The organism is Burkholderia sp. AU31652 (assembly GCF_002223155.1).
Taxonomy (GTDB): domain Bacteria; phylum Pseudomonadota; class Gammaproteobacteria; order Burkholderiales; family Burkholderiaceae; genus Burkholderia.
On sequence record NZ_NKFG01000005.1, the window covers coordinates 1,282,667 to 1,307,152 of the forward strand.

A 24,486-nucleotide genomic window follows, 5' to 3' on the forward strand; every position below is an offset into this window, starting at 1 on the left:
AGCGGAAGGAGCGGAAGGAGCGGAAGGAGCGGAAGGAGCGGAAGGAGCGGAAGAGGCGGGGCGACGGCCCGGCCCGGGGTGAGAGCATGCCGGCCCGCCGCGTCCACGGCGATCGCGCTACAGAGCCACTGTCAATGACTCGAACAAGGCACGGCGCTCTTCGGCATCGGCGTTTCCCGGGCCGGGTCGAAATCGGCTTCGCGCGTGCCCGACGGCGTCAGCGACACGAAATGCATCGCGGTGCCGCTCCCAGGGAAGCCGGCGATACCGGTCAAACCCCACGGAATCGGCGAACGCTGCACGCCGCTCACCGAAATGTCCGCCGGCCCGAGCGCCAGCGTCAGCAACCGCCCGTCGCGGCTCGGTACGTACGCATGCGTGCCGGACACCCCGATGCCGGATTCGCGCACCGACGCCGGCAGGCAGTCGAGCGTCGCCGTGCGGCGGCCGTCCGGCGCGATCAGCATCGCGACGCCGCGATCGTCCGCCGTCGTCGTGACGACGATGAAGCGGTCGATCTCCGGCACGTAAGCCGACGAATACACGTAGTACTGGATCGCGTCGTTCAGCGTCCCCAGCTTGTCCAGCTTCGCCGTGACCGGGTCGAACATCGCGTATTCGAGCGTCGCGTCCGTGCTGCCCTCGATGTATTTCTGCCACACGAGCAGCGCGGTGTGCGGCGAGCCCGCGACGATGGGCCACCACTCGCGGCGGTGCGGCACGACCGCGACATGGTTCAGCACGCGCCCGGCCGCGTCGTAGGTTTTCACGTACACGCCGTTGCCGGTGCCGAGGTTGTCGACGCCGCCGCCGTCGATCCAGTCGGCCGAATAGAACACGACGAAGCGGTCGGCCGCCGTGGCGACATGCCCCGAGTGGCCGCCCGATTCGACGTCGTTCGGATAGGGCTTGATCGGCTTCAGGTCGCGGCGGTAGACGCCGTAGCGCTGGCTGACTTCCTGCGGCGCGTTCCAGCCGTCCTCGAACGTGACGAAGATGTCGCCGCGCGCGTTCTGCGCGATCGACACGGGCTCCTGCGCCTCGGGGCGGTTGATGAACGTGCGGACGTGCAGCAGGTTCGGCTTGCCGGGCAGCCATTCGCCGACGTACACGTCATGCGGCCAGCTGCCGCCGCGCATCGCGCCGCGCGGCACGACACCTGAGCTGCTGAAGAACACCCAGCGCTTGCCGTTGCCGGCGTCGGCCACGCCGATGCCGTGCATGAAGCTGCGCGGATCGACGGCCGGGCGAGATGAAGGGGCGCCCTGCACGGTGACCGTATGCACGACCGGCGTGGCGGCGAAGGCGGGCGGCATCGCCGTGACGATGCCGCATGCGCCGCACAGCGCGGCCGCGACGCACTGCGCGACCGCCTGTGCCGGGCGCGTTCGACCCTTCATTCGACGGTTACCGATTTCGCGAGGTTGCGCGGCTTGTCGACGTCGGCGCCGCGCGCGCAACCGACGTGATAGGCGAGCAGCTGCAGCGGAATCACGTTGACGATCGGCGACAGCACGTCGCCCGATTCGCGCACGCGGATCAGGTGCGTGTCGCGGTCGGCGTCGATCCCGAGCTGGTCGCCGGCCAGCACGTAGAGCCGTCCGCCGCGCGCGCGTACTTCGGCCATGTTGGATTTCAGCTTCTGGAACAGGCGGTCGTCCGGCGCGATCGTGACGACCGGCATCGCGCTCGTGACGAGCGCGAGCGGGCCGTGCTTCAGTTCGCCGGCCGCATAGCCTTCCGCGTGGATGTACGACACCTCCTTGAGCTTCAGCGCCCCTTCCATCGCGATCGGGAAATGAATGCCGCGCCCGAGGAACAGCGCGTTCTCGGTACGTGCGAACTTCGTGGCCCAGCCCATGATCTGCGTTTCGAGCGCGAGTGCGTGGCCGATGCGCTCGGGCAGCGCATGCAGCTGCTTCAGGTGCAGCGCGACCTGCTTCGCGTCGAGCCGGCCGCGCAGCTGCGCGAGCGTCAGCGTCAGCACGAACAGCGCGACGAGCTGCGTCGTGAACGCCTTGGTCGACGCGACGCCGAGCTCGATGCCGGCCCGCGTCAGGAACCGCAGCGGCGCGTTGCGCGCGATCGTGCTGGTCGCCACGTTGCAGATCGCCATCGACAGTTCCTGGCCCATGTCGCGCGCCTGCTCGATCGCGCCGATCGTGTCGGCCGTCTCGCCCGATTGCGAAATGCCGACGACGAGCGTGCGCGGATCGGCCACCGTCTCGCGGTAGCGGAATTCGCTGGCGATCTCGACCTGGGCGGGCACGCCCGCGATGGCCTCCAGCCAGTACTTCGCGGTCAGCCCCGCGTAGTAGCTGGTGCCGCAGCCGAGCAGCAGCACGTTCCTCACTCTCGACAGCAGCGCGCGCGTGCCGTCGGTCGCGTCGAACAACGCCGGCGAAATCGTGTCGATGCCGTCGAGCGTGCTGGCGATCGCCTTCGGCTGCTCGAAGATCTCCTTCTGCATGAAATGCTGGTACGGGCCGAGCGCGGCGTCGCCTTCGCGCGCCTTCACATGGCACAGCGGGCGCTGGGCCTCGTGCCCGCCCGAGTCGACCACGGCGATCCGGTCCGGCGTGATCAGCGCGACGTCGCCGTCTTCCAGGTAGACGAAGCGGTCGGTCAGGTCGCCGAGCGCCGCGCAGTCCGACGCGAGGTAGTTCTGCTCGGCGCCGATGCCGATCACGAGCGGCGAGCCGGCGCGCGCGGCGACGAGGCGCTGCGGCTCTTTCGCACTCAGCACCGCGATCGCGTACGCGCCGTGCAGCCGCTTGACGGCGCGCACGATCGCGTCGAACAGGTCGTCGCGATAGAGGCTGTGGATCAGGTGCGCGATCACCTCGGTGTCGGTCTGGCCGCGAAACGTGTAGCCGCGCTCCCGCAGTTCCACGCGCAGCGCGTCGTGGTTCTCGATGATGCCGTTGTGCACGACCGCGATCGTGTCGCCCGACATGATCGGATGCGCGTTCATTTCGGATGGTGCGCCGTGGGTTGCCCAGCGCGTATGCGCGATGCAGGTCTGCGCTTCGAGGCCCAGCGTCAGCACGCGGGCCTGCAGGTCGGTCACGCGCCGCAACGTGCGTTCACTGCGCAGCCGGCCTTCGTCCTGTACGGCAATGCCGCACGAATCGTAGCCGCGATACTCGAGCCTGCTCAGCGCATTGACCAGTTGCGGCACTTGATTGTTCAGGCCGCTTGCTCCGACGATTCCGCACATGTTTCACCTCGTCCACAAAGGTTGCCGGGCTGCCGGCAAAGTGCGGCAGCGCGGTATCTGGAGTGACGCCGCGTCGCACGAATGACATCCCCGTGCGCAGCGACGCATCTCCGCTGACCTACTCGCGGGGCTGCGGCCCCGCGTGGGCTACCCATTCGATGTCGGAAATCGAGCCGTTCGCGTCGTGCGACGCGACGAGAATGCGCGTCGTGCGCCGCGCGCCGCGCCGGCGGGCGCTTGCCAGCACGGTCGGCGGCACCGAGCGCACCTTCGCGCTGGCCGAGCGTCGCAGTATCTTCGACACGCGCAGCCGGTAGGCCAGCGGATGCACGACGCGTCCGGCGATCAGCCACATGACGATGGTGCCCGCGATGAGCGCGATGCTGGTCGCGTAGAACACCATCTGCTCGATCGGCATCTCGGCCGGATTGAACGGCAGCAGATAGCGGTACGTGTAGATGCAGATCGATGCCCACACGGCCCCCACCAGCGCCGGCCGCAAGAGCCGGAACCAGACGGTCAGCACGGACCCGATGATGCGACCGCGCTCGGCGATCAGTTCGCGCGGTGCGCGCAGGGAAAGGTCAATAATCGGCGCGTTCTTCATGTTGAATGCCTCGGTCGGGGCTGACCCATACGGCCCGCTTGCCTCGGCCCCGCAGCACGATGGCCGGCAGGGCGACGACGGTGGTGATCATGCTGATCAGCCAGAAGGCGACGGGATACCAGATGGTGTCCAGGAAATACATCAGGAGTTTTTCGTCGTAACGACGATCGATCATGCTGCCGATGATCAGTTGCAGGATGCAGGTGGCGACCAGCAGCATGCCGTGCCAGTGCGGCACGACCGATACGTGCCAGTCTTGCGGCAGCGGGTACACGACATTGATGAGCGCGAGCAGCAGGATGAACGTCATCGAGTACGCCCATGCGATGCCGATCAGGTACTCGGCGAACAGCGGCCACATCATCATTTGCGTCGGCCGCGCGAGCGTGCCCGCGTACTTCATCAGCACCTGGATGCCGCCCTTCGACCAGCGCAGCCGCTGCCGGTACAGGCCCTTCACCGTCTCGGGCATCAGGATCCAGCTCAGTGCGTGCGGCTCGTACACGACGCGCCAGTCGCGGCACTGCAGCTTCCAGCTGATGTCGATGTCCTCGGTCAGCATGTCCGAGCTCCAGTAGCCGACGTCGGCGAGCGCGGTCTTGCGGAACATCGTGATCACGCCGGATACCGTGAAGATGCGGCCGTACACCTGCTGCGTGCGCTTGATCAGCCCGACGATCGACGAGAATTCGCCGACCTGCATGCGGCCGAGCAGTGACGTGCGCGTGCGGATGCGCGGGTTGCCGGTCACGGCGCCGACGCCCGGATCGGTCAGGAAATGCTCGAGCATCCAGCCGATCGCGTCATGCGCGAGCAGCGCATCGCCGTCGATGCACAGCAGGTATTCCGCGTTCGACACGGCCGCCGCGGTCGTGAGCCCGACCGCCTTGCCTTCGTTGCGCGCGTGATGGATCACGAGCAACCGCGGGATCTCGACGGCCAGCTCGTTGAGGATCTCGCCGGTGCGATCCTGGCTGCCGTCGTTGACCGCGATGATGTCGTAGTTCGGATACTGCATCCGGTCCAGGTGGCTGATCACGCTGCGCGCGTTCGCGGCTTCGTTGAAGCAGGGCACGACGATCGAGATCTTCGGAATGCCGCTCGACGCGATCGTTCGCGTGGACAGCTCGCGGCCTTCCTCGAGCAGGAAGTAGTGCACGACGCCGCCGATCATCCACAGGTACGACATGAAGAACGGGTAGTAGAAGACGAAATCCTGCAGGCGCTGGATGATGCTGTGGGTGGTCATGGCGTCTTCGTCCCCTGCGTATGTTGTTGCATCAGCGCGTTGATCGAGGTTGGGTCGAGGCGGGACTTCAGCGACATCACGTCGCGCATCGCGTCGAGTTCCGGCTGCCCGTTCAGGAAGTTGTCCGGGTAGTAGCCGAAATTCACCGCGCCTTCGCTGCGCAGCCGTCGCATCTGCGCGAGCAGCGTGCTGGCCGGCACCGGCTTCTGTGCGTGCCAGTCGTACGACTGCAGTTCGAACACGGTGCGCTGCAGCCCGCGCTGCTTCGCGTGCACGGCTTTCACGAGCTGGTCCAGCCAGCCTTGGGGATCCTTCGCCTGCTCCATGTACGGCATCGCCATCAGCGCGACGTAGTCGTAGGTCGCGAGGAAATCGTCGTAGTTCTGCGCGTACCACGCTTCCGATTCGGGCTTGAGCACCGGCATCGCGAAGATGTTGCGCGCGGTCAGCACGTCGCCCACGTTCTGGTGGGCCAGCACGATCTGTTCCAGCTGCTTGGTCAGGTCGATCAGGTAGCGCGACTTCTGGCGCGTCCAGCGCTTCAGCAGGTCGGGGTTCTCGCGGATCTTGCCGACGTCGGCCGGCAGCCCCCACTGCGAATAGATGCGCAGCGCGTGCCGGCCCGCATCCTCGTAGTCGTCGAGCACCGCGTCGTCGCTGAACAGGATGCCGCTGAACGATGCGTGCTTGCTGAGATCCTCGTAGACCTGCTGGATCATCAGCCGCGCATCCGGATCGAACGGGCTCAGCCGGAACGTGCGCGTGCCGTTCTCGCGCGCCGGCGCGCCGCCGTAGGCGCTCACGGCCTCGAGCCCGCGCAGCTTGTCGGCCGGCGGCCGGAACGCGAGCACCGGCATCCAGGCATACACCTGCACGTTGGCGCGCGTGTTGAGCTGCCACGCGGCACGCGAGAACAGGTCGGAGCGCATCGGCAGGTGCCGGTTCGGGAAATACACGGATTCGGCCACGCCGGTGCCTTTCGGGTCCGCATACGCCTGCAGGTACACCGATTTCGGCTGCATCCGGTAGATGCGCTCGATCAGCTTGCCGAGATTCGCTTCCTGCCGCGCGGGGTCCGGATCGTAGACCTGGTCCAGGTCGACCTGCACGATGCGTTCGGGCACGTCGACGTCGCCGCGGTTCGACGCCGGCTCGCGCATCGAGCGCTCGAACCCGCCGATGTCGATGTCGTACACCATCAGGATCCGCCGCAGCCGGTCCAGCGGCACGTCCGGCGTATTCGGGCCGGCATCGAGACTGAACTGGATGTCCATCCCGAGCGACGTCGAGATCTGGCGCACCGGCTGGTTTTCCGCGCCGTATGGCCACACCATCGACCGTGCGACGATGCCCGTGCGTTCGCGGATCTGCCGCACGCAAGTCTGCAGGTCGTCGTGCACGCGTGCGTGGAATTCGGCGTCGGTTTCATAGCGTTTCTGGTCTTGCAGGTAGAGATGCGACGTGGTCGCCGGCAATTCGTTGCCCTGCGGATTCGCGACCGCGCCGTGATGGAGGTTGTGGGTGTGGCAACCGAGCTCGACGAACGGCGACTGGCCGAGCTTCTTCACCTCGTCCCACGACAGGAAATAGTCGCGCGGCACCTGAACCTTGTCGCTGATGCGGATCGGCGTATCCGGCGGGGTGTCGATCCACGCGGTGACGAGGCCCATCACCGCCGGATACTTGAAGCGCTCGAGCAGCGGCAGCACTTTCGTGTAGTGGCTGCGAAAGCCGTCGTCGAACGTGAGCAGCACCGAGCGCGGCGGCAGTGGCTTGCCGCCGTGCCGCGACTCCTCGATCTGCTTGACCGTGATGGTGTGATAGTTGTTGGTCTGCAGCCACGAGAAGATGGCGGTCAGCGTGCCGGTATCGACGGCGAACGCGTCGACCATCGCCGTACCGGAGTTGAACGACGCCATCAGGTTGTCGCGCACGTCATGCATGCAGATCACGCGAAACGTCTTGCCGTCGGCCGGATCGGACGGCGGAAGCAGGTCGATCATCCTGGCATTGGTCACGCCCGGAAACAGCGAACAGGCGGCAAATGCGCCCATGCATCCGCACATGAAGGTCCGTCTGGATTGCAGCATTGCTCGATCTCCTTGCTAGAACGGCAGGTTGACCGACATGAAGCCGGTTTCGGAGCGTTCGCGCTGGCCGTCGTACGCGTGGCTGCTGACCTCCACGCCGTAACTCAGCGTGATGTCGTGCTTGAAGGTCCACGCGTGCTCGAGGCGCGCGCTCCACAGGGCGCTGGTGCCGAAGCCGCGCTCGTTGTACATGCCGCCGGACACCGAGACGCGCTGCTGCAGCCCCATGTCGCCCTTCTTCCACAGCGTCAACTGGTGCATGACGGTCGCCGCGGCCGCGTAGTCGCGGCCCGGGCTGAAGTAGGGCGCGTCCTTGCGCGTGTTGCTGCTGGTGCCGAGATCCAGCGATACGTTGACCTGCTGGGTGGCGGTCGTGTACACGCGCTGCGTGGCGGTCGCCGTGATCTCCTGGTGGAAGTTCGAATCGCTGTAGCGGCTCACGCCGTAGCTCAGCTTGACCTCGCGACGGTCGTTCTGGCGATACACCACCGACACGTTCGCCGAGCGGCCCCAGATGTGCGCGGCGTACGCCTTCCACGGCAGTGAGTTGTCGTTGGAGTCGAGCCCGCCGCTGACCGTCCAGTAGTCGTTCAGCGCGTACGCGATCGATCCGCGGCCGCCCGTGCGTCCGTCCCCGCCGAGCGAGCGCGTGACTTCGCCCAGCACGGTGAGCGGCCCGTGCCGGTAGTCGCCGCCGATGCCCGTGCGCGTGCGGCTGACGCTGCCGCCGTCGGTTTGCGCATGGCCGTAGAACGTGTGCGCGAAGACCCGCCAGTTGTCGCCGAACGGTTGCGAATAGAGGTAGCTGTCCGACGTGAAACTGTTGTCGGCCAGTGCGCTGTTGCCGTGCTCGAAGCTCAGGTCGGTGGTGAACACCGGGCTGCGGTACGCGTTGTAGTCGCGCTTGAAGCCCCGCACGGCGCCGCTGTCCGGGAACGTGTTGTCCAGCGTCTGGTCGACGTACTTCGCGGTCGCGTAGTCGTCTGCCGTGAGCGATGCGCGACCGAGGCCCGCGAGCATCTCGACGCTGTCGGGGTGGTCGGTCAGCGACGCGCGATACATCGCGATCGCCTGGCGCGGATGCGCCTGGCCGGACACCGCGTCGGCATGCGCGGCGCGCACCTCCGCGTTGAACGGCACCTCCTTCTCGAGCTCTTCGAGTGCGGCGATCCCTTCATCGGGGTGACCCGTGAAGATCAGGTATTGCGCACGCAGCCGGTAGTAGCGCAGATAGTCGCTTTCTCCGGGACCGACGTTGGTCACCTGCTTGGCCGGCGGAAGCGTCGCGCCCATGTCGTCGAGCGCCTGCTTTGCGTCCGCCGCGCGTCCCTGGTCGACGTACGACCAGAACAGCCCTTCGCGCAGTTCGATCGGACGCGTGCGCTCGCCGTACTGGAAGCCGCGGGTCGCGCGATCCGTCGGTGACGCGGTCGCCTGCTTCAGTGCGCGCTGGTACACGGCATTCGCCTTGACCGGTTCGCTCAGGTACAGGTAGGCGTCGCCCACGGCTGCCAGCGCGTCGATCGAGATTTCCGCGTTGGACGGAATCGTCTCGAACGTCGCGACGGCCTGCTTCATGTCGCCGCGTGCCGCAAGGGCGATCGTCCGGTCGCCCGCGAGCGCAGTCCTGACCGGCGTGTACTCGGGCGTGGCCGGTATCCGCTTGTCGAGGTCGTCTGCCGCGCGCAGCGCGTTGTCGATCCCGTCGAAGCGGTCGGGGCTCGTCATCGAGCGCGACTTGTCGCGGCCGCCGCGCACCTGCTGGCGAATCGACAGTTCTTCCAGTTGCGCGATGTCGACGGCGGAGAACGCATCGGGGCGGGCCTTCGCTTCGTCGAGCGCCTTGACCGCGCCGCCGCTCGCCGCGAGGCCGAACACGTCGTTGCGCACGGTCTCGACGTCGGCGGTACGCAGATTCGGCGCCTGGGCATTCGGTGTTTCGACGTCCGGGCCCTGCGATCGCTGTGTCGGCTCGCCGGGCAGCTGGGCGCCGGGCGTTTGCGAGTTCGGCGCCGGGGACGACGGCGGCGGCGAGCCCGGCATCTGGGGAACGGGCGCGGGCGAATTCGGCATCGGGGTGCCGGAGACCTGCGCGGTTTGCGTCGGCGCAAGCGGCGGCATGGCGGGTGCGGGTCGTTCGATCTTCGGCGGGGTGTCCGAAGGCGGCGCGACCGGCGCCGGCGAAGGGGATGCGGACGCGTCGGACGCCGTCGAGGCGGCAGGCGTCGGTGCTTCGGGCGGGCGGGCGTTCTCGGCCTGCGCAAGCAGCATCGGCGCGGTCGATGTCTGCGCGACCGGTGCCGGCGTGTTCACCGTCTCCGGCGAACGTGCACCCGGCGCGGCGGCGCTCGATGGCGGCGCCTCCGGTTCCACCACGACCGTGGTCGGCAGGGTCGGCTGCTGCGGGGTCGATGCCTGCGCGATCTGCATCGACGCATCCGACGCCCGCGCGATCGGCGTCGGCTCATGAGGGGGCGGGGCCACCTCGGCCTGGGCAATCTGGATCGACACGACCATCGGCTGCCCACCGCGCGGCACCGCGTCCGGGGCGCCGTGGGTCCCGGCGAATTCGTTGACGCGGCCCGTTTCCGGATCGCCGTCGGCGGAGAAGCAGGGGCCGGACGCGACGAGCAGCAACACCAGCGGCGCATGCAGGAGGAGCCGTCGGTTGGACGGAGCGACGGTGGTGCATTGTTGTTTCCGATTGTTGTCCACGAGGTGTCCTCCTATTGACACGATCACGTCGGTTGTCCGTGTGACGACGCACGTCGTCGCACGTCGCGCGGCCGGGCTGCGAGTGCCCGGCGATGCGGACCCGACTTACAGCCGGTTGCGGATCGCCTGACCGAGCAATGCACGCGATTCGCTGTTCTTGGGGTCGATCGCGAGTGCCCGGCTCGCGTTTTGTTCCACGCAGTCCCATTCGTCGATCACCGCGCACGAGCGCGCCTTCGCCAGCGCACGCGCGCTTTCCAGCTCCGCGTGCATGATGCTGGCCGTCTGCATGCGCATGGTGTCGCTGCCGTCCGGCCGGGGCTTGGGCGCGAAGTCCATGCGCCTGCTCGTGCCGGCCAGCGCTTCGGCACGCTGCGCACGGTGCGCGGCGCCGTGCCGCGTGGCGGCGCGACCGTTGGCCGATGCCGCATGCGTACCGGCCGCGAGCGTCACGGGCGGCGCATGCGCCGACTGCCGCTGTTTCACGACGGCTTGGGGGGCGGGCTGCCGCGCGGCTTTCGGTTCGACCGCGAGCGAGACGGGCGGCACGGTGGATACCTCGGGCGCGGCCGACGTCGACGCAACCTGCGACGGCGGCGCGGGCGGCGAGGCCGGCGTGCGTGTCGACGCTGCCCCGGGCTCGGCCGATGTTCCGGACGTGCCCGTTGCGGGTGCGTGCGAGGCAAGGGCCATGATCGCGTTGCGGGTTTTCCCGACGGCGGTTCCGATCGCGCCGGAGATGTCGTGCGTCACGCTCGCATGGCCGACCGTCGTGTCCCGTTCGGCGTACGCGAAGAGGCCGAAGATCGCGGCGAATGCGGCGAAGCTGAGCGCCGCGTTCTTTCCAGGACCCCAGGAGGGTTTCGGCTGGTGGGCGGGCGAGCCGTCCTGTCGTTCTGCACGAGTCATTCATGTCTCCTCGATTCGATACGTTGTGGTGTAAGACGTGATGCGGTTCGCTCAGGTGGCGCTCACCATTTCAACTGCGTGGTCAGCGCACCCGTTTCGACGATCGCGAACTGGGTCGCGCCCTGATAGGTTCCTTCGACCCGGTAGCTCGCATCGGGCACGCTGAACAGGCAACGCGACCCCGATGCATTGAATTCGACGAGCACGCGGCCATGTCGCCGCAGGCGCACCTGGACGTTGGCGAGCGGCTGCCCCGTCTTGGCTGAAGCAAACGACACGCCCAGGTTGTACGGCCGTCCGTCGGGCGGTAGCGGTGCCGTACCGTCGATCCGCGCATCGCCGCAGATATACGAAATGACGTAGCGATCCGCACCCGGGCCGGATGCAGGGGCGGGCGCGGACGCGGACGGCTGGGACGCGAGCGTCTGGGCCATCGCATTCATGCTGAGCGCGCAGATGAAGACGCTCAGCAAAGGGCGAGCATGCTGTCGAAACGAGGAAGACATTGCAACCTCCCGTCCGGAATCAATGGCGAGCATTTATTCCGAGTCAGATTTGCCAACGTTCTTTTTGCGACACGCTATTGATACACGATGGACTTTGAACCAACAACCGCGTGTGGCCTGAATGGGACGACGTTAAATATCCTATTTAAATAGGATTGCGACGGATTCGTATGATTCCATTAACTATGAAGAAAGTCGATATTGCCGAATATGAATATTGCTAGTCGGTAGCGATGATCCGCCACGCATTGAATCACGTCGGACGTATCGCCATTCGTGCCGAAAAATAACGACTGATAAAAGGAATTTTTGCGGCTGTGTTCCGGAAAAATTGAAATCGATCCAGATACAGGTCGCACGATATGAAATGCGGGGGAGGCGTTGTTGGTATTTTAGATTGTTACAGGTAAATCGAAACTTTTAATTTGTTCTGTAACAGGGTATTTCTGTCCTGATAATCAGACGGAAAATGCCGATGTGCAATGCCGGACGTAAAAAGTTCATCCACGGGATGCAAACGATTGCGAATCATCTGATATCGATTACGCGTCCGGCACGGTCATTTTTCAGGCTAAAGCGGGATCGTTGCTTGCTACCGGAAAGCGGGGCGTGTAATCCGGGAAGCGACGCGGCGCGAATGGATGCGCACACCGGATTGTCGCCAACCGTGCTTGCGTTCGCGTCGTCCGCGGGAACGACGCGAACGCGGCGATCAGCGGCTGCCGCCCGCGCTGCGCCGGGCGATGCGCATCGCCGGTGCGGCCGCGGGTTCGGCCGCGCCGGCTGCACCGTCGACCGCCGTGCGCGGCCGGTTCATGATGTAGGTCCACAGTTGCTCGGCCGCGAGCCCGCGCTTGCGGGCCGATCGGTACAGGCGGATTTCGAGCTCGGTGATCCAGTCGCCGGAACCTGCGCACACGAGCGTGCCTTCCGCGAGTTCCTTCGCGACGCAGCTTTCCGGCAGCCAGCCGATCCCGTGCCCGGCCACGACCATGCCCTTCAGGGCCTCGGACATGTGCGTCTCGAAGCAGCGGTGCAGCACGTACGGCTCGGTGGCATTCAGCAGCAGCATCTCGACGATGTTGCCGAGAAACGCGCCCGACGAATACGCGAGCAGCGGCAGCGGTGCATCGGGGGTGCCCGGCAACTGGAACACGGGCTTGCCGCGCGCATCGGGTGTCGACACGGGCAGGATCCGCTCGACGCCGAGGCTGACGAACGGGAAGTGATTCGGGTCGAGCACGATCGGCAGCTGCGGATGGTGATAGCCGAGCAGCAGGTCGCATTCCCCTTCGACGAGCTGCTGCACGCCTTCCGGCACGTTCACCGCGTTGACGCGTGCGGTGACGTGGCCGACCTCGCCGTTGAGCTGCTTGAGCCATTCGGGAAACAGCGTGAAGACGAGCGTGTGGGCCACCGCGAAACGCACGACCTGGTCGCTGGCCGCGAACTGGTCGTAGCCGTTCACGAGATTGCGCGCCGCATACATGCTGCGCAGGATGTCCGCGGCGAGCCCGCGGAACATCTGGCCGGCTGGCGTGAGCGTGATCGGGTTGATGCTCCGGTCCACCAGCTTCGCGTCCATCCAGGTTTCGAGTGCCGCTATTCGTCTGCTGAATGCCGATTGCGTGAGGTGCCGGTTACGCGCGGCCCGGGAAAAGCTCTTGGTATCCGCAAGGCTCAGGAAATCTTCCAGCCACTTTGCTTCCATTTCGATCTTCGCTTTTTATAGTCGGGCGCCTGAAAGGCGGCGGCACCGTTTGCTGCACGAACGTTCTAGCGTACCGCGCCTCGCGCCGCTCGACCCGATGTTTTTTTTCGATGGGTGTCAGTCGAAATATGCATGGGCGTTGTCGGCGGGATTACGGCTGCATAGCGTTGAGGTGCCGGACCCGGCTTAACCGGACAGTTCATCGCGTCGAACTGCCGGTGCGGCCGCAGACGGTACTTCCCCCAGGGCCGGTTGCGCCGTGCGCGTGCCGGCCCGCCTTCTCGTCCTTTCGTTCCGGTGGTCCGATGCGCAGGCGGGCCGTTTTTTTTGTGCAGTGCAGATTGCACATTCGTGACACGCGGGGGAACTATGTTCGAAAGACGCGGCGCAGCATGAACCGTGCGCGCCGGCGACGCACCGTCGTCGCCCGTCGCGTCGGGCGCTGCACCGTGATGGTGCGCAATGCCGCGCGGGCGTGCCCGGCGCGGCGCAAAAACGGGGGGATATCGAGGGGATCGCGCAAGGCACGTTCCTTGCAAAGCATTCATTACGCCGGTCCGGCATGCGCAATGCCGGGGAAAACGATCGATGGAGAAAAGATCGATGAAGCCATTCGATGAAATGCTGCAATCCGGCGACATGGTAAGGGCGCCCTACGCGCGCCTGAAGCAGTGGCTCGACACGCAGAATCCCGCGAGCCTCGCCCAGAAGGCCTACGACGCGGAAGGCGTGTTCCGCAAGACGGGCATCACGTTCGCCGTCTACGGCGACGCGGAGGCCGCCGAGCGGCTGATTCCGTTCGACATCGTCCCGCGCATCATCTCGGGCGCCGAATGGAGCCGGCTGTCGCTCGGCATCGAGCAGCGCGTGATGGCGCTCAACGCGTTCCTCGACGACATCTACCACCGCCAGGAAATCGTGCGCGCGGGCATCGTGCCGAAGCACCTGATCGCGCACAACGAAGCGTTCATCCCGGAAATGATCGATTTCCGGCCGCCCGGCAACGTTTACACGCACATCATCGGCGTGGACATCGTGCGCACCGGCGAGAACGAATTCTATGTGCTGGAGGACAACGCGCGCACGCCGTCCGGCGTGTCGTACATGCTGGAAAACCGCGAGACGATGATGCAGCTCTTCCCGGAGCTGTTCCAGCAGGTGAAGGTGCGCCCGGTCGAGACTTATCCGCAGATGCTGCGCCAGTCGCTCGCGGCCGTGTGCCCGCCGGGCGGCAACGCCGACAACCCGACCGTCGCCGTGCTCACGCCCGGCATCCACAATTCCGCGTACTACGAACATTCGTTCCTCGCCGACCAGATGGGCGTGCATCTCGTCGAGGGCAGCGACCTGCAGGTGATCGACGGTCGCGTCGCGATGCGCACGACCGAAGGCTTCCAGCCGATCGACGTGCTGTATCGCCGCGTCGACGACGCGTTCCTCGATCCGCTCACGTTCCGCCCCGATTCGGTGCTCGGCGTCGCGGGGATCATGGACGTGTACCGCGCGGGCAACATCACGATCGCGAACGCGCCCGGCACCGGCATCGCCGACGACAAGGCGATCTACTCGTACATGCCGGAGATCGTCGAGTTCTACACGGGCCGCAAGGCGCTGCTGGAGAACGTGCCGACCTGGCGCTGCGGCGAGGCCGACAGCCTGAAATACGTGCTCGACCATCTCGACGAACTGGTCGTGAAGGAAGTGCACGGCTCGGGCGGCTACGGGATGCTGGTCGGGCCGTGCGCGTCGAAAGCCGAGCTCGAAGCCTTTGCCGCGAAGCTGCGCGCGCGCCCCGCGAACTACATCGCGCAGCCGACGCTCGCGCTGTCCACGACGCCGATCCTGACCGAAGCCGGCCTCGCGCCGCGCCACGTCGACCTGCGGCCGTTCGTGCTGGTGTCGGATCGCATCCGCATCACGCCGGGTGGGCTGACGCGCGTCGCGCTGAAGGAGGGATCGCTCGTCGTCAACTCGAGCCAGGGCGGCGGCACCAAGGACACCTGGGTGCTGGCCGACTGAGCCGGACGCGACCGCGCGCCCCGCGACCGGGGCGCCAACCGAACGAAGACGGAGTGGACACGAGATGCTTCTGGGACGTACTGCAAGCGGTCTCTACTGGATGTACCGCTATATCGAGCGCGCGGAGAACATCGCGCGCATCGTCGATGCCGGGCTGCGGATGGCGCTCACGCGCACGTCCGACGCGCCGGCCGAATGGTCGTCGGTGCTCGTCAGCTCGGGCACGGACGACGGCTACCGGCAGAAATACGACGCGTATGCGGCCGATACCGTGACCGACTACCTGCTGCGCGACCGCGACAACCCGTCGAGCGTGCTGTCGTGCATCGACGCCGCGCGCTCGAACGCGCGGATGGTGCGCACGGCGCTCACCCGCGAGGCATGGGAGAGCGTGAACGGCGCGTGGCTCGCGTTGCGCCGCGCGCTCGCGCAGCCGGTGCCGGAGAGCGAACTGCCGGCCGTGCTCGACCAGGTGAAGCGCGAAACCGCGCTGATCCTCGGCAGTTTCTACAGCACGATGCTGCGCAACGAGATCTTCGATTTCGCGCAGATCGGCGCGTTCGTCGAGCGCGCCGACAACACCGCGCGGATCATCGACGTGAAATACCACCTGCTGCTGCCGTCGGTGTCGCACGTCGGCACGATCCTCGACAACTACCAGTGGGAGACGATCCTGCGCTGCGTCGCCGCGCACCGTTCGTACCGCTGGGTGTACGACGTGCAGTACAAGCCGATGAACATCGCCGACTACCTGATCCTGAACGGCCGCATGCCGCGTTCGCTGCGTTATTGCTACGGGCGCGTCGTGTCGAGCCTGAACCTGCTCGCAAAGGATTACGGTGTGACACACCCGTGTCACGACACGGCCACGAAGATCCTGCAAATGCTGTCCGACACCTCGGTCGAGCGGATCTTCAAGAGTGGCCTGCACGAGTTCCTGACCGACTTCATCGGCCGCAACAACAGCCTCGGGCTCGAAATCGCCCAGGCTTACAACTTCGACTGAGACTTGCCATGCGACTCGCCATCCGACACATCTCGCGTTATCAGTTCGACGATCAAGCCACCCATGCGCTGCAACGGCTGCGGCTGCGCCCGCAGTCGGGCCCCGGGCAGACGGTGCGCGCGTGGCAGGTCACGATCGACGGCGTCGAGCCGTCGCTGTCCTATGCCGACGGGCTCGGCAACCGGATCGACCTCGTGCGGCACGACCGCGGCGCGAAGGCCGAGATCGTCGTCATCGCGGCCGGCGTCGTCGAGACGCAGGACCGCGCGGGCATACTCGGTCATCCTGAAGGCTATGCGCCGCCGTGGATCTTCGAGCGCGAAACGGCGCTGACGAAGGCCGGCGACACCGTGCGTGCGCTGGCGCAAGCGCTGCCGATCGAGCCGCACAGCCTCGACGCGCTGCACTGGCTGATGACGGAAGTGCACGACCGCATCGCGTATGCACCGAACCTGGCCGCCGACGCCCCCGTCGACGCGGAAACCGCGCTGCAAAGCGGCGAGGGCACGAGCCGCGACCATGCGCATGCGTTCATCGCGGCCGCGCGCGTGCTGAAGATTCCCGCGCGCTATATCTCGGGCTACGTGCTGGCGGACAGCGCGATGCAACGCATCGCCGACGCGAAGCAGAACGCGGGCGACGTCGAGCAGGAAGAAGCGCTCGCGCTGCAGAGCGGCGAGGGCATGCAGCAGGTGCTCGGCGCGTCGCATGCGGCGCAGTCGCAGTCACAGTCCCAGTCCCAGTCGCAATCGCAGTCGCAGGGAATGCCGCAGCCGGCGCACGGCGCGCAGTCGCAGGCGGCCGGGCTGACGCAGCAGCCGGCCGGCCATGCGTGGGCCGAGGCGTATGTGGAAGGGCTCGGCTGGGTCGGGTTCGATCCGTTCATGAATCGCTGCCCGGACGAGCGCTACGTGCGCATCGCGGTCGGCCTCGACTATCGCGACGCGCAGCCGGTGACGGGGCTCGGCGCGACGGCCGTCGGTGTCGAGATCAGCGTCGTGCAGACGCCCGAGCTCGTCTGACCTCGCGCACGTTTTCGCCGAATCCGCCAGGCCGGGGTGCCGCGTCGCATCGAGCGCGACGCGGCGCGCGGCTGGCCCAACCCGAACCGAGCTCCCATGTCCATCCACGTCGCGCTGCATCACACCACCCGCTATCGCTACGACCGGCTCGTCAACCTCGGCCCGCAGGTCGTGCGCCTGCGGCCCGCGCCGCACTGCCGGACGCCGATCCTCGCGTATTCGATGACGGTCGAGCCCGCGCAGCACTTCATCAACTGGCAGCAGGACCCGTTCTCGAACTATCTCGCGCGGCTCGTGTTTCCGGAGCGCACCGAGCACTTCGAGATCACGATCGATCTCGTCGCCGAGATGTCGGTGTACAACCCGTTCGACTTCTTCCTCGAAGCCAGCGCGGAGCAGTACCCGTTCAGCTATGACGACGCGCTGAAGACCGAGCTCGCGCCGTATCTCGTGTGCGATCCGCAGACGAGCGCGTCGCCGCTGTTCCGCGCGTATCTCGACGGCGTCGACCGCACGCCGGCCGGCACCGTGAACTTCCTCGTCGCGCTGAACCAGCAACTGCAGCACGACATCGGCTATCTCGTGCGGATGGAGCCGGGCGTGCAGACGCCCGAGCAGACGCTCGAACTGGCCTCGGGCTCGTGCCGCGACAGCGCATGGCTGCTCGTGCAGCTGTGCCGCCATCTCGGCATCGCCGCGCGCTTCGTGTCGGGCTACCTGATCCAGCTCACGCCCGATGTGAAATCGCTCGACGGCCCGAGCGGCACGTCGGTCGACTTCACCGACCTGCATGCGTGGTGCGAGGTGTACCTGCCGGGTGCCGGCTGGATCGGCTTCGACCCGACTTCGGGCCTGCTCGCCGGCGAGGGCCACATTCCGCTGGCCTGCACGCCGCAGCCGACCAGCGCCGCGCCGGTCGAGGGGCTGATCGACGAGTGCGAGGTGTCGTTCGAGCACGAGATGACCGTGACGCGCGTGTACGAATCGCCGCGCGTGACGAAGCCGTACACGGAATCGCAATGGGACGGCGTGCTGGCGCTCGGCATGCAGGTGGATGGCGCGCTGGCGGCCGGCGACGTGCGGCTCACGCAGGGCGGCGAGCCGACCTTCGTGTCGATCGACGATCGCGACGGCGCCGAGTGGAACACCGACGCGCTCGGCCCGACCAAGCGCGGCTATGCAACCGAACTCGTGCAGCGGCTGCGCGCGGAATACGGCGACGGCGGCTTCCTGCATTTCGGGCAGGGCAAGTGGTACCCGGGCGAGCAACTGCCGCGCTGGGCGCTGTCGATCTTCTGGCGCGCGGACGGCCAGCCCGTATGGCACGATCCGTCGCTGTTCGCCGACGAGCGCGAGCCGTCCGCGTATACGACCGACGACGCGAAGCGCTTCATCGACGCGCTCGCCGCGCGGCTGAACCTGACCGGCGAATTCATCCGGCCCGGCTACGAGGACGTCTGGTACTACCTGTGGCGCGAGCGCCGGCTGCCGGTCAACGTCGACCCGTTCGATTCGCGTCTCGACGACGAGCTCGAACGCGCGCGGCTGCGCAAGGTGTTCGAGCAGCAGCTCGACAGCGTGGTCGGCTACGTGCTGCCGGTCAAGCGTACGGAAGCTGCGCCCGGCCTCGACGGCCCGCGCTGGCAGACGGGCCCGTGGTTCTTCCGCGACGAGCGGATGTACCTCATGCCCGGCGATTCGCCGATGGGCTATCGGCTGCCGCTCGATTCGCTACCGTGGGCGAGCCGCGCCGACTATCCGTACCTCGTCGAGCGCGACCCGTTCGCGCCGCGTGACGCGCTGCCGGATGCCGCCGCGATCCGCGCGCGCTACGCAGGGCCGGCCGATGCGCCGCGCTACCTGTCCGGCGTGCATCGCGAGGCATCCGCGCAGACCGTGATGCAGTGGCGCGACGACGGCACGGCCGGCAACGGCCGGCCGGCCGCGCGCGACCCGGGTCGCCAGCCCGAGCGCTTCGAATCGGCCGCATGGATCACGCGCACTGCGCTGTGCGTCGAAGTGCGCAACGGCATCCTGTACCTGTTCATGCCGCCGCTCGCCGCGCTCGAGGATTATCTCGAGCTGCTCGGCGCGATCGAGCTGACCGCGCATGCGCTGGGCGTGAAGCTCGTCCTGGAAGGCTATCCGCCGCCGCGCGACGCGCGGCTGAAGCTGCTGCAGGTGACGCCCGATCCCGGCGTGATCGAGGTGAACATTCATCCGGCCAGCAACTTCGACGAACTCGTCGATCACACCGAATTCCTGTACGACGCCGCGTGGCAGTCGCGGCTGTGCAGCGAGAAGTTCATGGTCGACGGCCGCCACGTCGGCACGGGCGGCGGCAACCACTTCGTGCTCGGCGGCGCGACGCCGGCCGACAGCCCATTCCTGCGCCGCCCGGACCTGCTCGCGAGCCTGATCGCGTACTGGCACAACCATCCGTCGCTGTCCTACCTGTTCTCCGGGCTCTTCATCGGGCCGACGAGCCAGGCGCCGCGTGTCGACGAGGCGCGCAACGACCAGCTCTACGAGCTCGACATCGCGTTCGCCGAGATCCAGCGCAACAAGCTGCTGTTCGGGCAGGACATGCCGCCGTGGCTCGTCGACCGCGTGCTGCGCAACCTGCTGATCGACGTGACCGGCAACACGCACCGCAGCGAGTTCTGCATCGACAAGCTGTATTCGCCGGACTCGTCGACCGGCCGGCTCGGCCTGCTCGAACTGCGCGCGTTCGAGATGCCGCCGCATGCGCGGATGAGCATCGTGCAGCAATTGCTGCTGCGCGCGCTGGTCGCGCGTTTCTGGGCTGCGCCGTACACGACGCCGCTCACGCGCTGGGGTACCGCGCTGCATGACCGCTTCATGTTGCCCGCGTTTCTTCAGATGGATTTCGACGACGTGCTGACCGAACTGCGCGACGCCGGCTTCGCGTTCGATCCGGCGTGGTTTGCGCCGCACTTCGAATTCCGCTTCCCGCTGTTCGGCCAGATCGCGGTGAACGGCATGGAGCTGTCGCTGCGGGGCGCGCTGGAGCCGTGGCACGTGATGGGCGAGGAGGGCGCGCCCGGCGGCACGGTGCGCTACGTCGATTCGTCGGTCGAACGGCTCGAAGTGCGCGTAACGGGGCTGAACGACAACCGGCACGTCGTGACGGTCAACGGCCGCGCGCTGCCGCTGCAGCCGACCGGCACCGTCGGCGAATACGTCGCGGGCGTGCGCTACAAGGCGTGGTCGCCGCCGTCCGCGCTGCATCCGACCCTCGGCGTGCACGCGCCGCTCACGTTCGACATCGTCGATACGTGGCTGCAGCGCTCGCTCGGCGGTTGCCGCTATCACGTCGCGCATCCGGGCGGGCGCAACTACGCGACGTTCCCGGTCAATGCGTACGAAGCCGAGAGCCGCCGGCTTGCACGCTTCGTCGAGATGGGGCATACGCCGGGGCGCATGGATGTCGCGGCGGCCGCGCCGAGCCGCGAATTCCCGTTCACGCTCGACCTGCGGCGGCCGTGACCGGACGATGACGACGCGGATGACGATGCGCGGTTCGCGATACCCGGCGGTTTCGGTCGCTGGCGGCCCCGCCGGAATGCTAGGATGCGGGCAGATTGCGGCCGCGCGCCGCGCCCCGCCGCCCGGGTGGCGGCGCGCGTGCGCGGCCGCGCCCTGACGACGGAACGACATCGTGCCGCCCATTGACACCGATCATCTCGCCGCCCTCGACGCGATGCCCACGCTTTTCGATACCGGCGCGCAGCCGGATGCCGCGGAACTGGCCGCCGCGCTTGCGGCGCCGGCTGCCGCCGGCCGCTACGACGAACTGCGCGGCAGCGCGGCCGGCCTGAACGCGCCTGCGCTCGCGCCCGCGTGGCGCAGCTTCTTCACGTCGATCGGCAGCGACGGCGTGGCCGACCTCGATCGCCGCGCCGACGCGCTGCACCGGCGCATGCGCGAGAACGGCCTGTTCTATCAACTGCACGAGCAGCGCGCCGGCGACGGCGCGGCCGGCCCGTGGTCGCTCGACCTGCTGCCGCTGATCGTCACGCCCGAGGACTGGGTCGCGATCGAGCGCGGCGTGCTGCAGCGCGTGCGGCTGCTCAACGCGACACTGGCCGACCTGTACGGGCCGCAGACGATCCTCGAACGCGGGCTGCTGCCGCCCGCGCTCGTCACCGGGCATCCCGGCTACCTGCGCGCGATGCGCGGCGCGCGCGTGCCGGGCGATACCTGGCTGCACGTCGTCGCGTTCGACCTTGCGCGCGGCCCGGACGGGCAGTGGCGGATCGTCGCGCAGCACACGCAGGGCGCGGCCGGCCTCGGCTACCTCCTCGAAAACCGCCTGATCGTGTCGCGGCTCTTTCCGCGCGGGTTTCGCGGGCTGCGCGTGCAGCGGCTCGCGTCCGCGTACCGCGCGCTGTTGCAGAGCATGCAGGCGCTCAGCCCGGCTCGCAAGAATTCGCGGATCGTGCTGCTCACACCGGGGCCGCACAGCGCGACCTATTTCGAGCATGCGTATCTCGCGCGCTACCTCGGCCTCACGCTCGTCGAAGGCGGCGACCTGACCGCGCGCGACAACCGCGTGTTCCTGAAGACGCTGAGCGGGCTCGAGCCGGTGCACGGCATCCTGCGGCGCGTCGACGATGCATGGCTCGATCCGCTCGAACTGCGGACCGATTCGATGCTCGGCGTGCCGGGGTTGCTGCAGGCCGTGCGCGCGGGCAACGTGCTGCTCGCGAACGCGCCGGGCTCGGGCTTTCTCGAATCACCGGCGATGCTCGGCTTCATGCCGCGCCTGGCGGAAGGGCTGCTCGGCGAAACGCTGACGCTGCCGGCCGTGCATTCGTGGTGGTGCGGTGAAGCGGCCGCGTGCGACGACGCGCTGCCGCAGCTCGCGCGCGGCATCGTCAAGGCATCCTATCCACCGGACGTGCAGGAAGGCGGCGCATTCGAGCCGGTGATCGGCGCGCGGCTCACGCAGGCGCAGCTGGCCGAGTGGCGCGCGCGGATTCTCGCGCGGCCCGAGCACTACACGGTGCAGGCCGACCTGCCGCTGTCGCAGGCGCCGACCTGGCCGCGCCACGACGCACCCGACAGCAACGGCGGCGCGCGCATCGTGCCGAAGCCGGTGCTGCTGCGCGTGTTCGCACTTGCCGACGGTGCGCAGCGCTGGCGGCTCCTGCCCGGCGGGCTGTCGCGGGTCGGCACGCGCGACACGCTGTTCAACGCGCCGATGCCGCGCGGCGGCAGCACCGTCGATACGTGGGTGATGACCGAAGGCATCGTCGATTCGACGACGCTGCTGCAGACGCACCTCGGCCCCGACGATCTCGTCGAACGCCCGCGCGCGATCGCGAGTCGTGCGGCTGAAAACCTGTTCTGGCTCGGCCGTTATACCGAACGCGCAACCAACCTGATGCGCCTCGCGCGTGCCGCGCTCGAACGGCTGCGCGGCGAGGACGACGTCGACAGCCCCGCGCACCTGGAACTGCTCGACACGTTGTGCCGCGACACGGGCCTGATCGCGGCCGACGCGCCGAACGCCGTCGATGCGCCGCGCGCGTTCCAGCACGCGCTCGCGACGTCGCTGACGCGCGGCGCGGATCGCACGTCGGGCATTGCGTCCTGCCTGTTCGGCATGCGTGGCGCGGCCGCCGCGATCCGCGAGCGACTGTCGAGCGATCAGTGGCGGCTGATCGACGACGCGACTCAACTGTTCGCGGACAGCGCGGGCCTGCCGGAAGCCGAGGAGCAGATCGGCAACGAGGCCCTGCAGTTGCTGGAGCGCCTCGGCCTGCTGCTTGGCGCGATCACGGGCGCGCAGACCGACAACATGACGCGCGACGACGGCTGGCGCTTGCTGTCGATCGGCCGGCAGATCGACCGGCTGGACTTCCTGTGCAGCGTGCTGAAGGCGGCCTTCGACGAAGGCGCGGTGCACCGGCAGGACGGCTTCGAGCTCGTGCTGGAACTGTTCGACAGCACGATCACGTTCCGTTCGCGGTTTCAGCGCGGCTTCGACGTCGCGCCGCTGCTGTCGCTCGTCGTGCTCGATACCGACAATCCGCGCTCGCTCGGCTGGGTCGTGCAGGCGCTGCGCGGCCGGCTGACGAAGGTCGAGCGCAGCGAAGGCTACGCGCTGTCCGAGCTGGCCGAGACGATTCCCGACGTCCCCGCGTGGTCGCTGCACGAGCTGTGCGAGACCGCCGACGGCGGCCGGCACGACAAGCTGCTCGAAGCGCTCGACACGACGGTGAAGGCAGTATGGGAATTGTCGAACCGGATCGGCGAACGCTATTTCAGCCACGTGCGCGAGGCGGGCAGGACGTTATGGTGACGAAGAAAGGCGCGGCGAAAGCGCCGCACGGTTCCGGCAATGCGCGGAACGCATCGGCACCGCCATCGGCGCCGGCCGCAAAGGCCGACGGTGCGCCCGGCCGGTTGCTGCGCGTCACGCACGACACCGAATACCGTTACGCGGCGCGCGTCGAATCGGCGCAGCACCAGGCACGCCTGCAGCCGCTCGTCACGCCGCGCCAGCAGGTGCTGTCGTTCGCGCTCGACATCGACCCCGCGCCGGAATCGGTCGGGACCGAGATCGATGCATTCGGCAACGCGCGCGCGTCGTTTGCGTTGAACCAGCCGCACGATGCGCTGCTCGTGCGCAGTTGCAGCACGGTACGCGTGACGCCGCCGGTGTGGTCGCGCGGGGCGCGCGGCGAGCCGCCGCCCGCCATCGCGAAACCCGACGCGAAACAGGCGATGGCGTGGGAAGCCGTGCGCGACCGCTTGCGGTTCCGCGCAGGGCAGCCTTACGACGCGGCGAGCGAATTCGTGTTCACGTCGCCGCATGTCATGTGCGATCCCGAACTCGCCGCGTATGCGGCCGCGAGCTTCACGCCGCAACGGCCGCTCGTGCAGGCCGCGTGGGAACTGATGCGGCGCGTGCATGCCGATTTTGCGTATACGCCGAATAGCACCGACATCACGACGTCGGCGCTCGATGCGCTGCGCTTGCGCAAGGGTGTGTGCCAGGATTTCGCGCACGTGATGATCGGCGCGCTGCGCTCGCTCGGGCTGGCCGCGCGTTACGTGAGCGGCTACCTGCTCACGCAGCCGCCGCCCGGGCAGCCGAGGCTGATTGGCGCCGACGCATCGCATGCATGGGTCGAGGTGTACGACCCGGCATGGCCCGAGGACAACGGCTGGCTGCAGCTCGACCCGACCAACGATCGCGCGCCGGGCGACGACTACGTGATGCTGTCGATCGGCCGCGACTATGCGGACGTGACGCCGTTGCGCGGCGTGATTCGCGGCGGCGGCGCGGATCAGGAGCTGAAGGTCGGGGTGACGGTGGAGCCGCTCGATGTCGTTTGACGCGGGTTCGCCGATCGGAGCGGTCGGTTGTTGATCGCGTGTCTGCAGGCGCGTACGTTCG

General features: G+C 67.6%; 15 protein-coding genes. 6 read left to right on the forward strand and 9 right to left on the reverse strand.

Features of this window, described 5'->3' with window-relative positions; all coding sequences use genetic code 11:
- Nucleotides 1-131 precede the first annotated feature (131 nt).
- The 9 genes from CFB40_RS23365 to CFB40_RS23410 all read right to left on the reverse strand — a co-directional run bounded on the left by CFB40_RS23365 (nucleotide 132) and on the right by CFB40_RS23410 (nucleotide 13,007).
- Nucleotides 132-1,400: a hypothetical protein gene (locus CFB40_RS23365; protein WP_089432515.1), complete on the reverse strand. Its 1,269-nt coding sequence runs from the start codon at nucleotides 1,398-1,400 to the stop codon at nucleotides 132-134.
- Nucleotides 1,397-3,220, reverse strand: coding sequence for a glutamine--fructose-6-phosphate transaminase (isomerizing) (gene glmS, locus CFB40_RS23370; RefSeq protein ID WP_089432516.1), 1,824 nt, complete (start codon nucleotides 3,218-3,220; stop codon nucleotides 1,397-1,399). The genes CFB40_RS23365 and glmS overlap by 4 nt, the downstream gene beginning before the upstream one ends.
- A 118-nt stretch (nucleotides 3,221-3,338) precedes the next feature.
- Nucleotides 3,339-3,827, reverse strand: a complete 489-nt coding sequence (locus CFB40_RS23375; protein WP_089427763.1) for a Biofilm PGA synthesis auxiliary protein PgaD — start codon at nucleotides 3,825-3,827, stop codon at nucleotides 3,339-3,341.
- Nucleotides 3,805-5,076, reverse strand: coding sequence for a poly-beta-1,6-N-acetyl-D-glucosamine synthase (pgaC, locus tag CFB40_RS23380; protein ID WP_089427762.1), 1,272 nt, complete (start codon nucleotides 5,074-5,076; stop codon nucleotides 3,805-3,807). The genes CFB40_RS23375 and pgaC overlap by 23 nt, the downstream gene beginning before the upstream one ends.
- A complete protein-coding gene (gene pgaB / locus CFB40_RS23385) occupies nucleotides 5,073-7,163 on the reverse strand; it encodes a poly-beta-1,6-N-acetyl-D-glucosamine N-deacetylase PgaB (RefSeq protein WP_089433289.1) in 2,091 nt (696 codons plus the stop codon). The genes pgaC and pgaB overlap by 4 nt, the downstream gene beginning before the upstream one ends.
- A gap of 18 nt (nucleotides 7,164-7,181) precedes the next feature.
- Nucleotides 7,182-9,881 (reverse strand): poly-beta-1,6 N-acetyl-D-glucosamine export porin PgaA, encoded by a 2,700-nt coding sequence (gene pgaA, locus CFB40_RS23390; RefSeq protein WP_089432517.1) that lies wholly within the window; start codon nucleotides 9,879-9,881, stop codon nucleotides 7,182-7,184.
- A 105-nt stretch (nucleotides 9,882-9,986) separates the two neighbouring features.
- Nucleotides 9,987-10,790 carry a hypothetical protein gene (locus tag CFB40_RS23395; RefSeq protein WP_089432518.1) on the reverse strand — a complete coding sequence of 268 codons (804 nt, stop codon included), beginning with the start codon at nucleotides 10,788-10,790 and terminating at the stop codon, nucleotides 9,987-9,989.
- A 62-nt stretch (nucleotides 10,791-10,852) separates the two neighbouring features.
- A complete protein-coding gene (locus CFB40_RS23400; protein ID WP_089427759.1) occupies nucleotides 10,853-11,296 on the reverse strand; it encodes a hypothetical protein in 444 nt (147 codons plus the stop codon).
- A gap of 712 nt (nucleotides 11,297-12,008) precedes the next feature.
- The gene (locus CFB40_RS23410; protein ID WP_089432519.1) at nucleotides 12,009-13,007 is read right to left on the reverse strand and encodes a LysR substrate-binding domain-containing protein; all 999 of its coding nucleotides are present in this window, start codon (nucleotides 13,005-13,007) and stop codon (nucleotides 12,009-12,011) included.
- Nucleotides 13,008-13,610: 603 nt separating this feature from the next.
- Here CFB40_RS23410 and CFB40_RS23420 point away from each other — a divergent pair.
- From CFB40_RS23420 to CFB40_RS23445, 6 genes are all read left to right on the forward strand, one after another.
- On the forward strand, nucleotides 13,611-15,026 hold the full coding sequence (locus CFB40_RS23420) for a circularly permuted type 2 ATP-grasp protein (protein WP_046547558.1): 1,416 nt from the start codon (nucleotides 13,611-13,613) through the stop codon (nucleotides 15,024-15,026).
- Between the two features lie 64 nt (nucleotides 15,027-15,090).
- On the forward strand, nucleotides 15,091-16,032 hold the full coding sequence (locus CFB40_RS23425; protein ID WP_089427755.1) for an alpha-E domain-containing protein: 942 nt from the start codon (nucleotides 15,091-15,093) through the stop codon (nucleotides 16,030-16,032).
- Between the two features lie 8 nt (nucleotides 16,033-16,040).
- The gene (locus CFB40_RS23430) at nucleotides 16,041-17,054 is read left to right on the forward strand and encodes a transglutaminase family protein (protein ID WP_089427754.1); all 1,014 of its coding nucleotides are present in this window, start codon (nucleotides 16,041-16,043) and stop codon (nucleotides 17,052-17,054) included.
- A 96-nt stretch (nucleotides 17,055-17,150) separates the two neighbouring features.
- Nucleotides 17,151-20,564 (forward strand): transglutaminase family protein, encoded by a 3,414-nt coding sequence (locus tag CFB40_RS23435; RefSeq protein WP_089433290.1) that lies wholly within the window; start codon nucleotides 17,151-17,153, stop codon nucleotides 20,562-20,564.
- Between the two features lie 214 nt (nucleotides 20,565-20,778).
- Nucleotides 20,779-23,385: a circularly permuted type 2 ATP-grasp protein gene (locus CFB40_RS23440; RefSeq protein WP_254600161.1), complete on the forward strand. Its 2,607-nt coding sequence runs from the start codon at nucleotides 20,779-20,781 to the stop codon at nucleotides 23,383-23,385.
- Nucleotides 23,379-24,425 (forward strand): transglutaminase family protein, encoded by a 1,047-nt coding sequence (locus tag CFB40_RS23445; RefSeq protein ID WP_089432521.1) that lies wholly within the window; start codon nucleotides 23,379-23,381, stop codon nucleotides 24,423-24,425. The genes CFB40_RS23440 and CFB40_RS23445 overlap by 7 nt, the downstream gene beginning before the upstream one ends.
- Nucleotides 24,426-24,486: the final 61 nt, after the last annotated feature.

Excerpts from the sequence above, each read along its gene's own strand:
- CFB40_RS23375 (WP_089427763.1), bottom strand. The coding sequence starts at position 3,827 with ATGAAGAACGCGCCGATTATTGACCTTTCCCTGCGCGCACCGCGCGAA.
- CFB40_RS23445 (WP_089432521.1), top strand. The coding sequence starts at position 23,379 with ATGGTGACGAAGAAAGGCGCGGCGAAAGCGCCGCACGGTTCCGGCAAT.
- CFB40_RS23420 (WP_046547558.1), top strand. The coding sequence starts at position 13,611 with ATGAAGCCATTCGATGAAATGCTGCAATCCGGCGACATGGTAAGGGCG.
- glmS (WP_089432516.1), bottom strand. The coding sequence starts at position 3,220 with ATGTGCGGAATCGTCGGAGCAAGCGGCCTGAACAATCAAGTGCCGCAA.
- CFB40_RS23365 (WP_089432515.1), bottom strand. The coding sequence starts at position 1,400 with ATGAAGGGTCGAACGCGCCCGGCACAGGCGGTCGCGCAGTGCGTCGCG.
- CFB40_RS23440 (WP_254600161.1), top strand. The coding sequence starts at position 20,779 with ATGCCCACGCTTTTCGATACCGGCGCGCAGCCGGATGCCGCGGAACTG.
- CFB40_RS23410 (WP_089432519.1), bottom strand. The coding sequence starts at position 13,007 with ATGGAAGCAAAGTGGCTGGAAGATTTCCTGAGCCTTGCGGATACCAAG.
- CFB40_RS23395 (WP_089432518.1), bottom strand. The coding sequence starts at position 10,790 with ATGACTCGTGCAGAACGACAGGACGGCTCGCCCGCCCACCAGCCGAAA.
- CFB40_RS23430 (WP_089427754.1), top strand. The coding sequence starts at position 16,041 with ATGCGACTCGCCATCCGACACATCTCGCGTTATCAGTTCGACGATCAA.
- pgaC (WP_089427762.1), bottom strand. The coding sequence starts at position 5,076 with ATGACCACCCACAGCATCATCCAGCGCCTGCAGGATTTCGTCTTCTAC.
- CFB40_RS23425 (WP_089427755.1), top strand. The coding sequence starts at position 15,091 with ATGCTTCTGGGACGTACTGCAAGCGGTCTCTACTGGATGTACCGCTAT.
- CFB40_RS23435 (WP_089433290.1), top strand. The coding sequence starts at position 17,151 with ATGTCCATCCACGTCGCGCTGCATCACACCACCCGCTATCGCTACGAC.
- CFB40_RS23400 (WP_089427759.1), bottom strand. The coding sequence starts at position 11,296 with ATGTCTTCCTCGTTTCGACAGCATGCTCGCCCTTTGCTGAGCGTCTTC.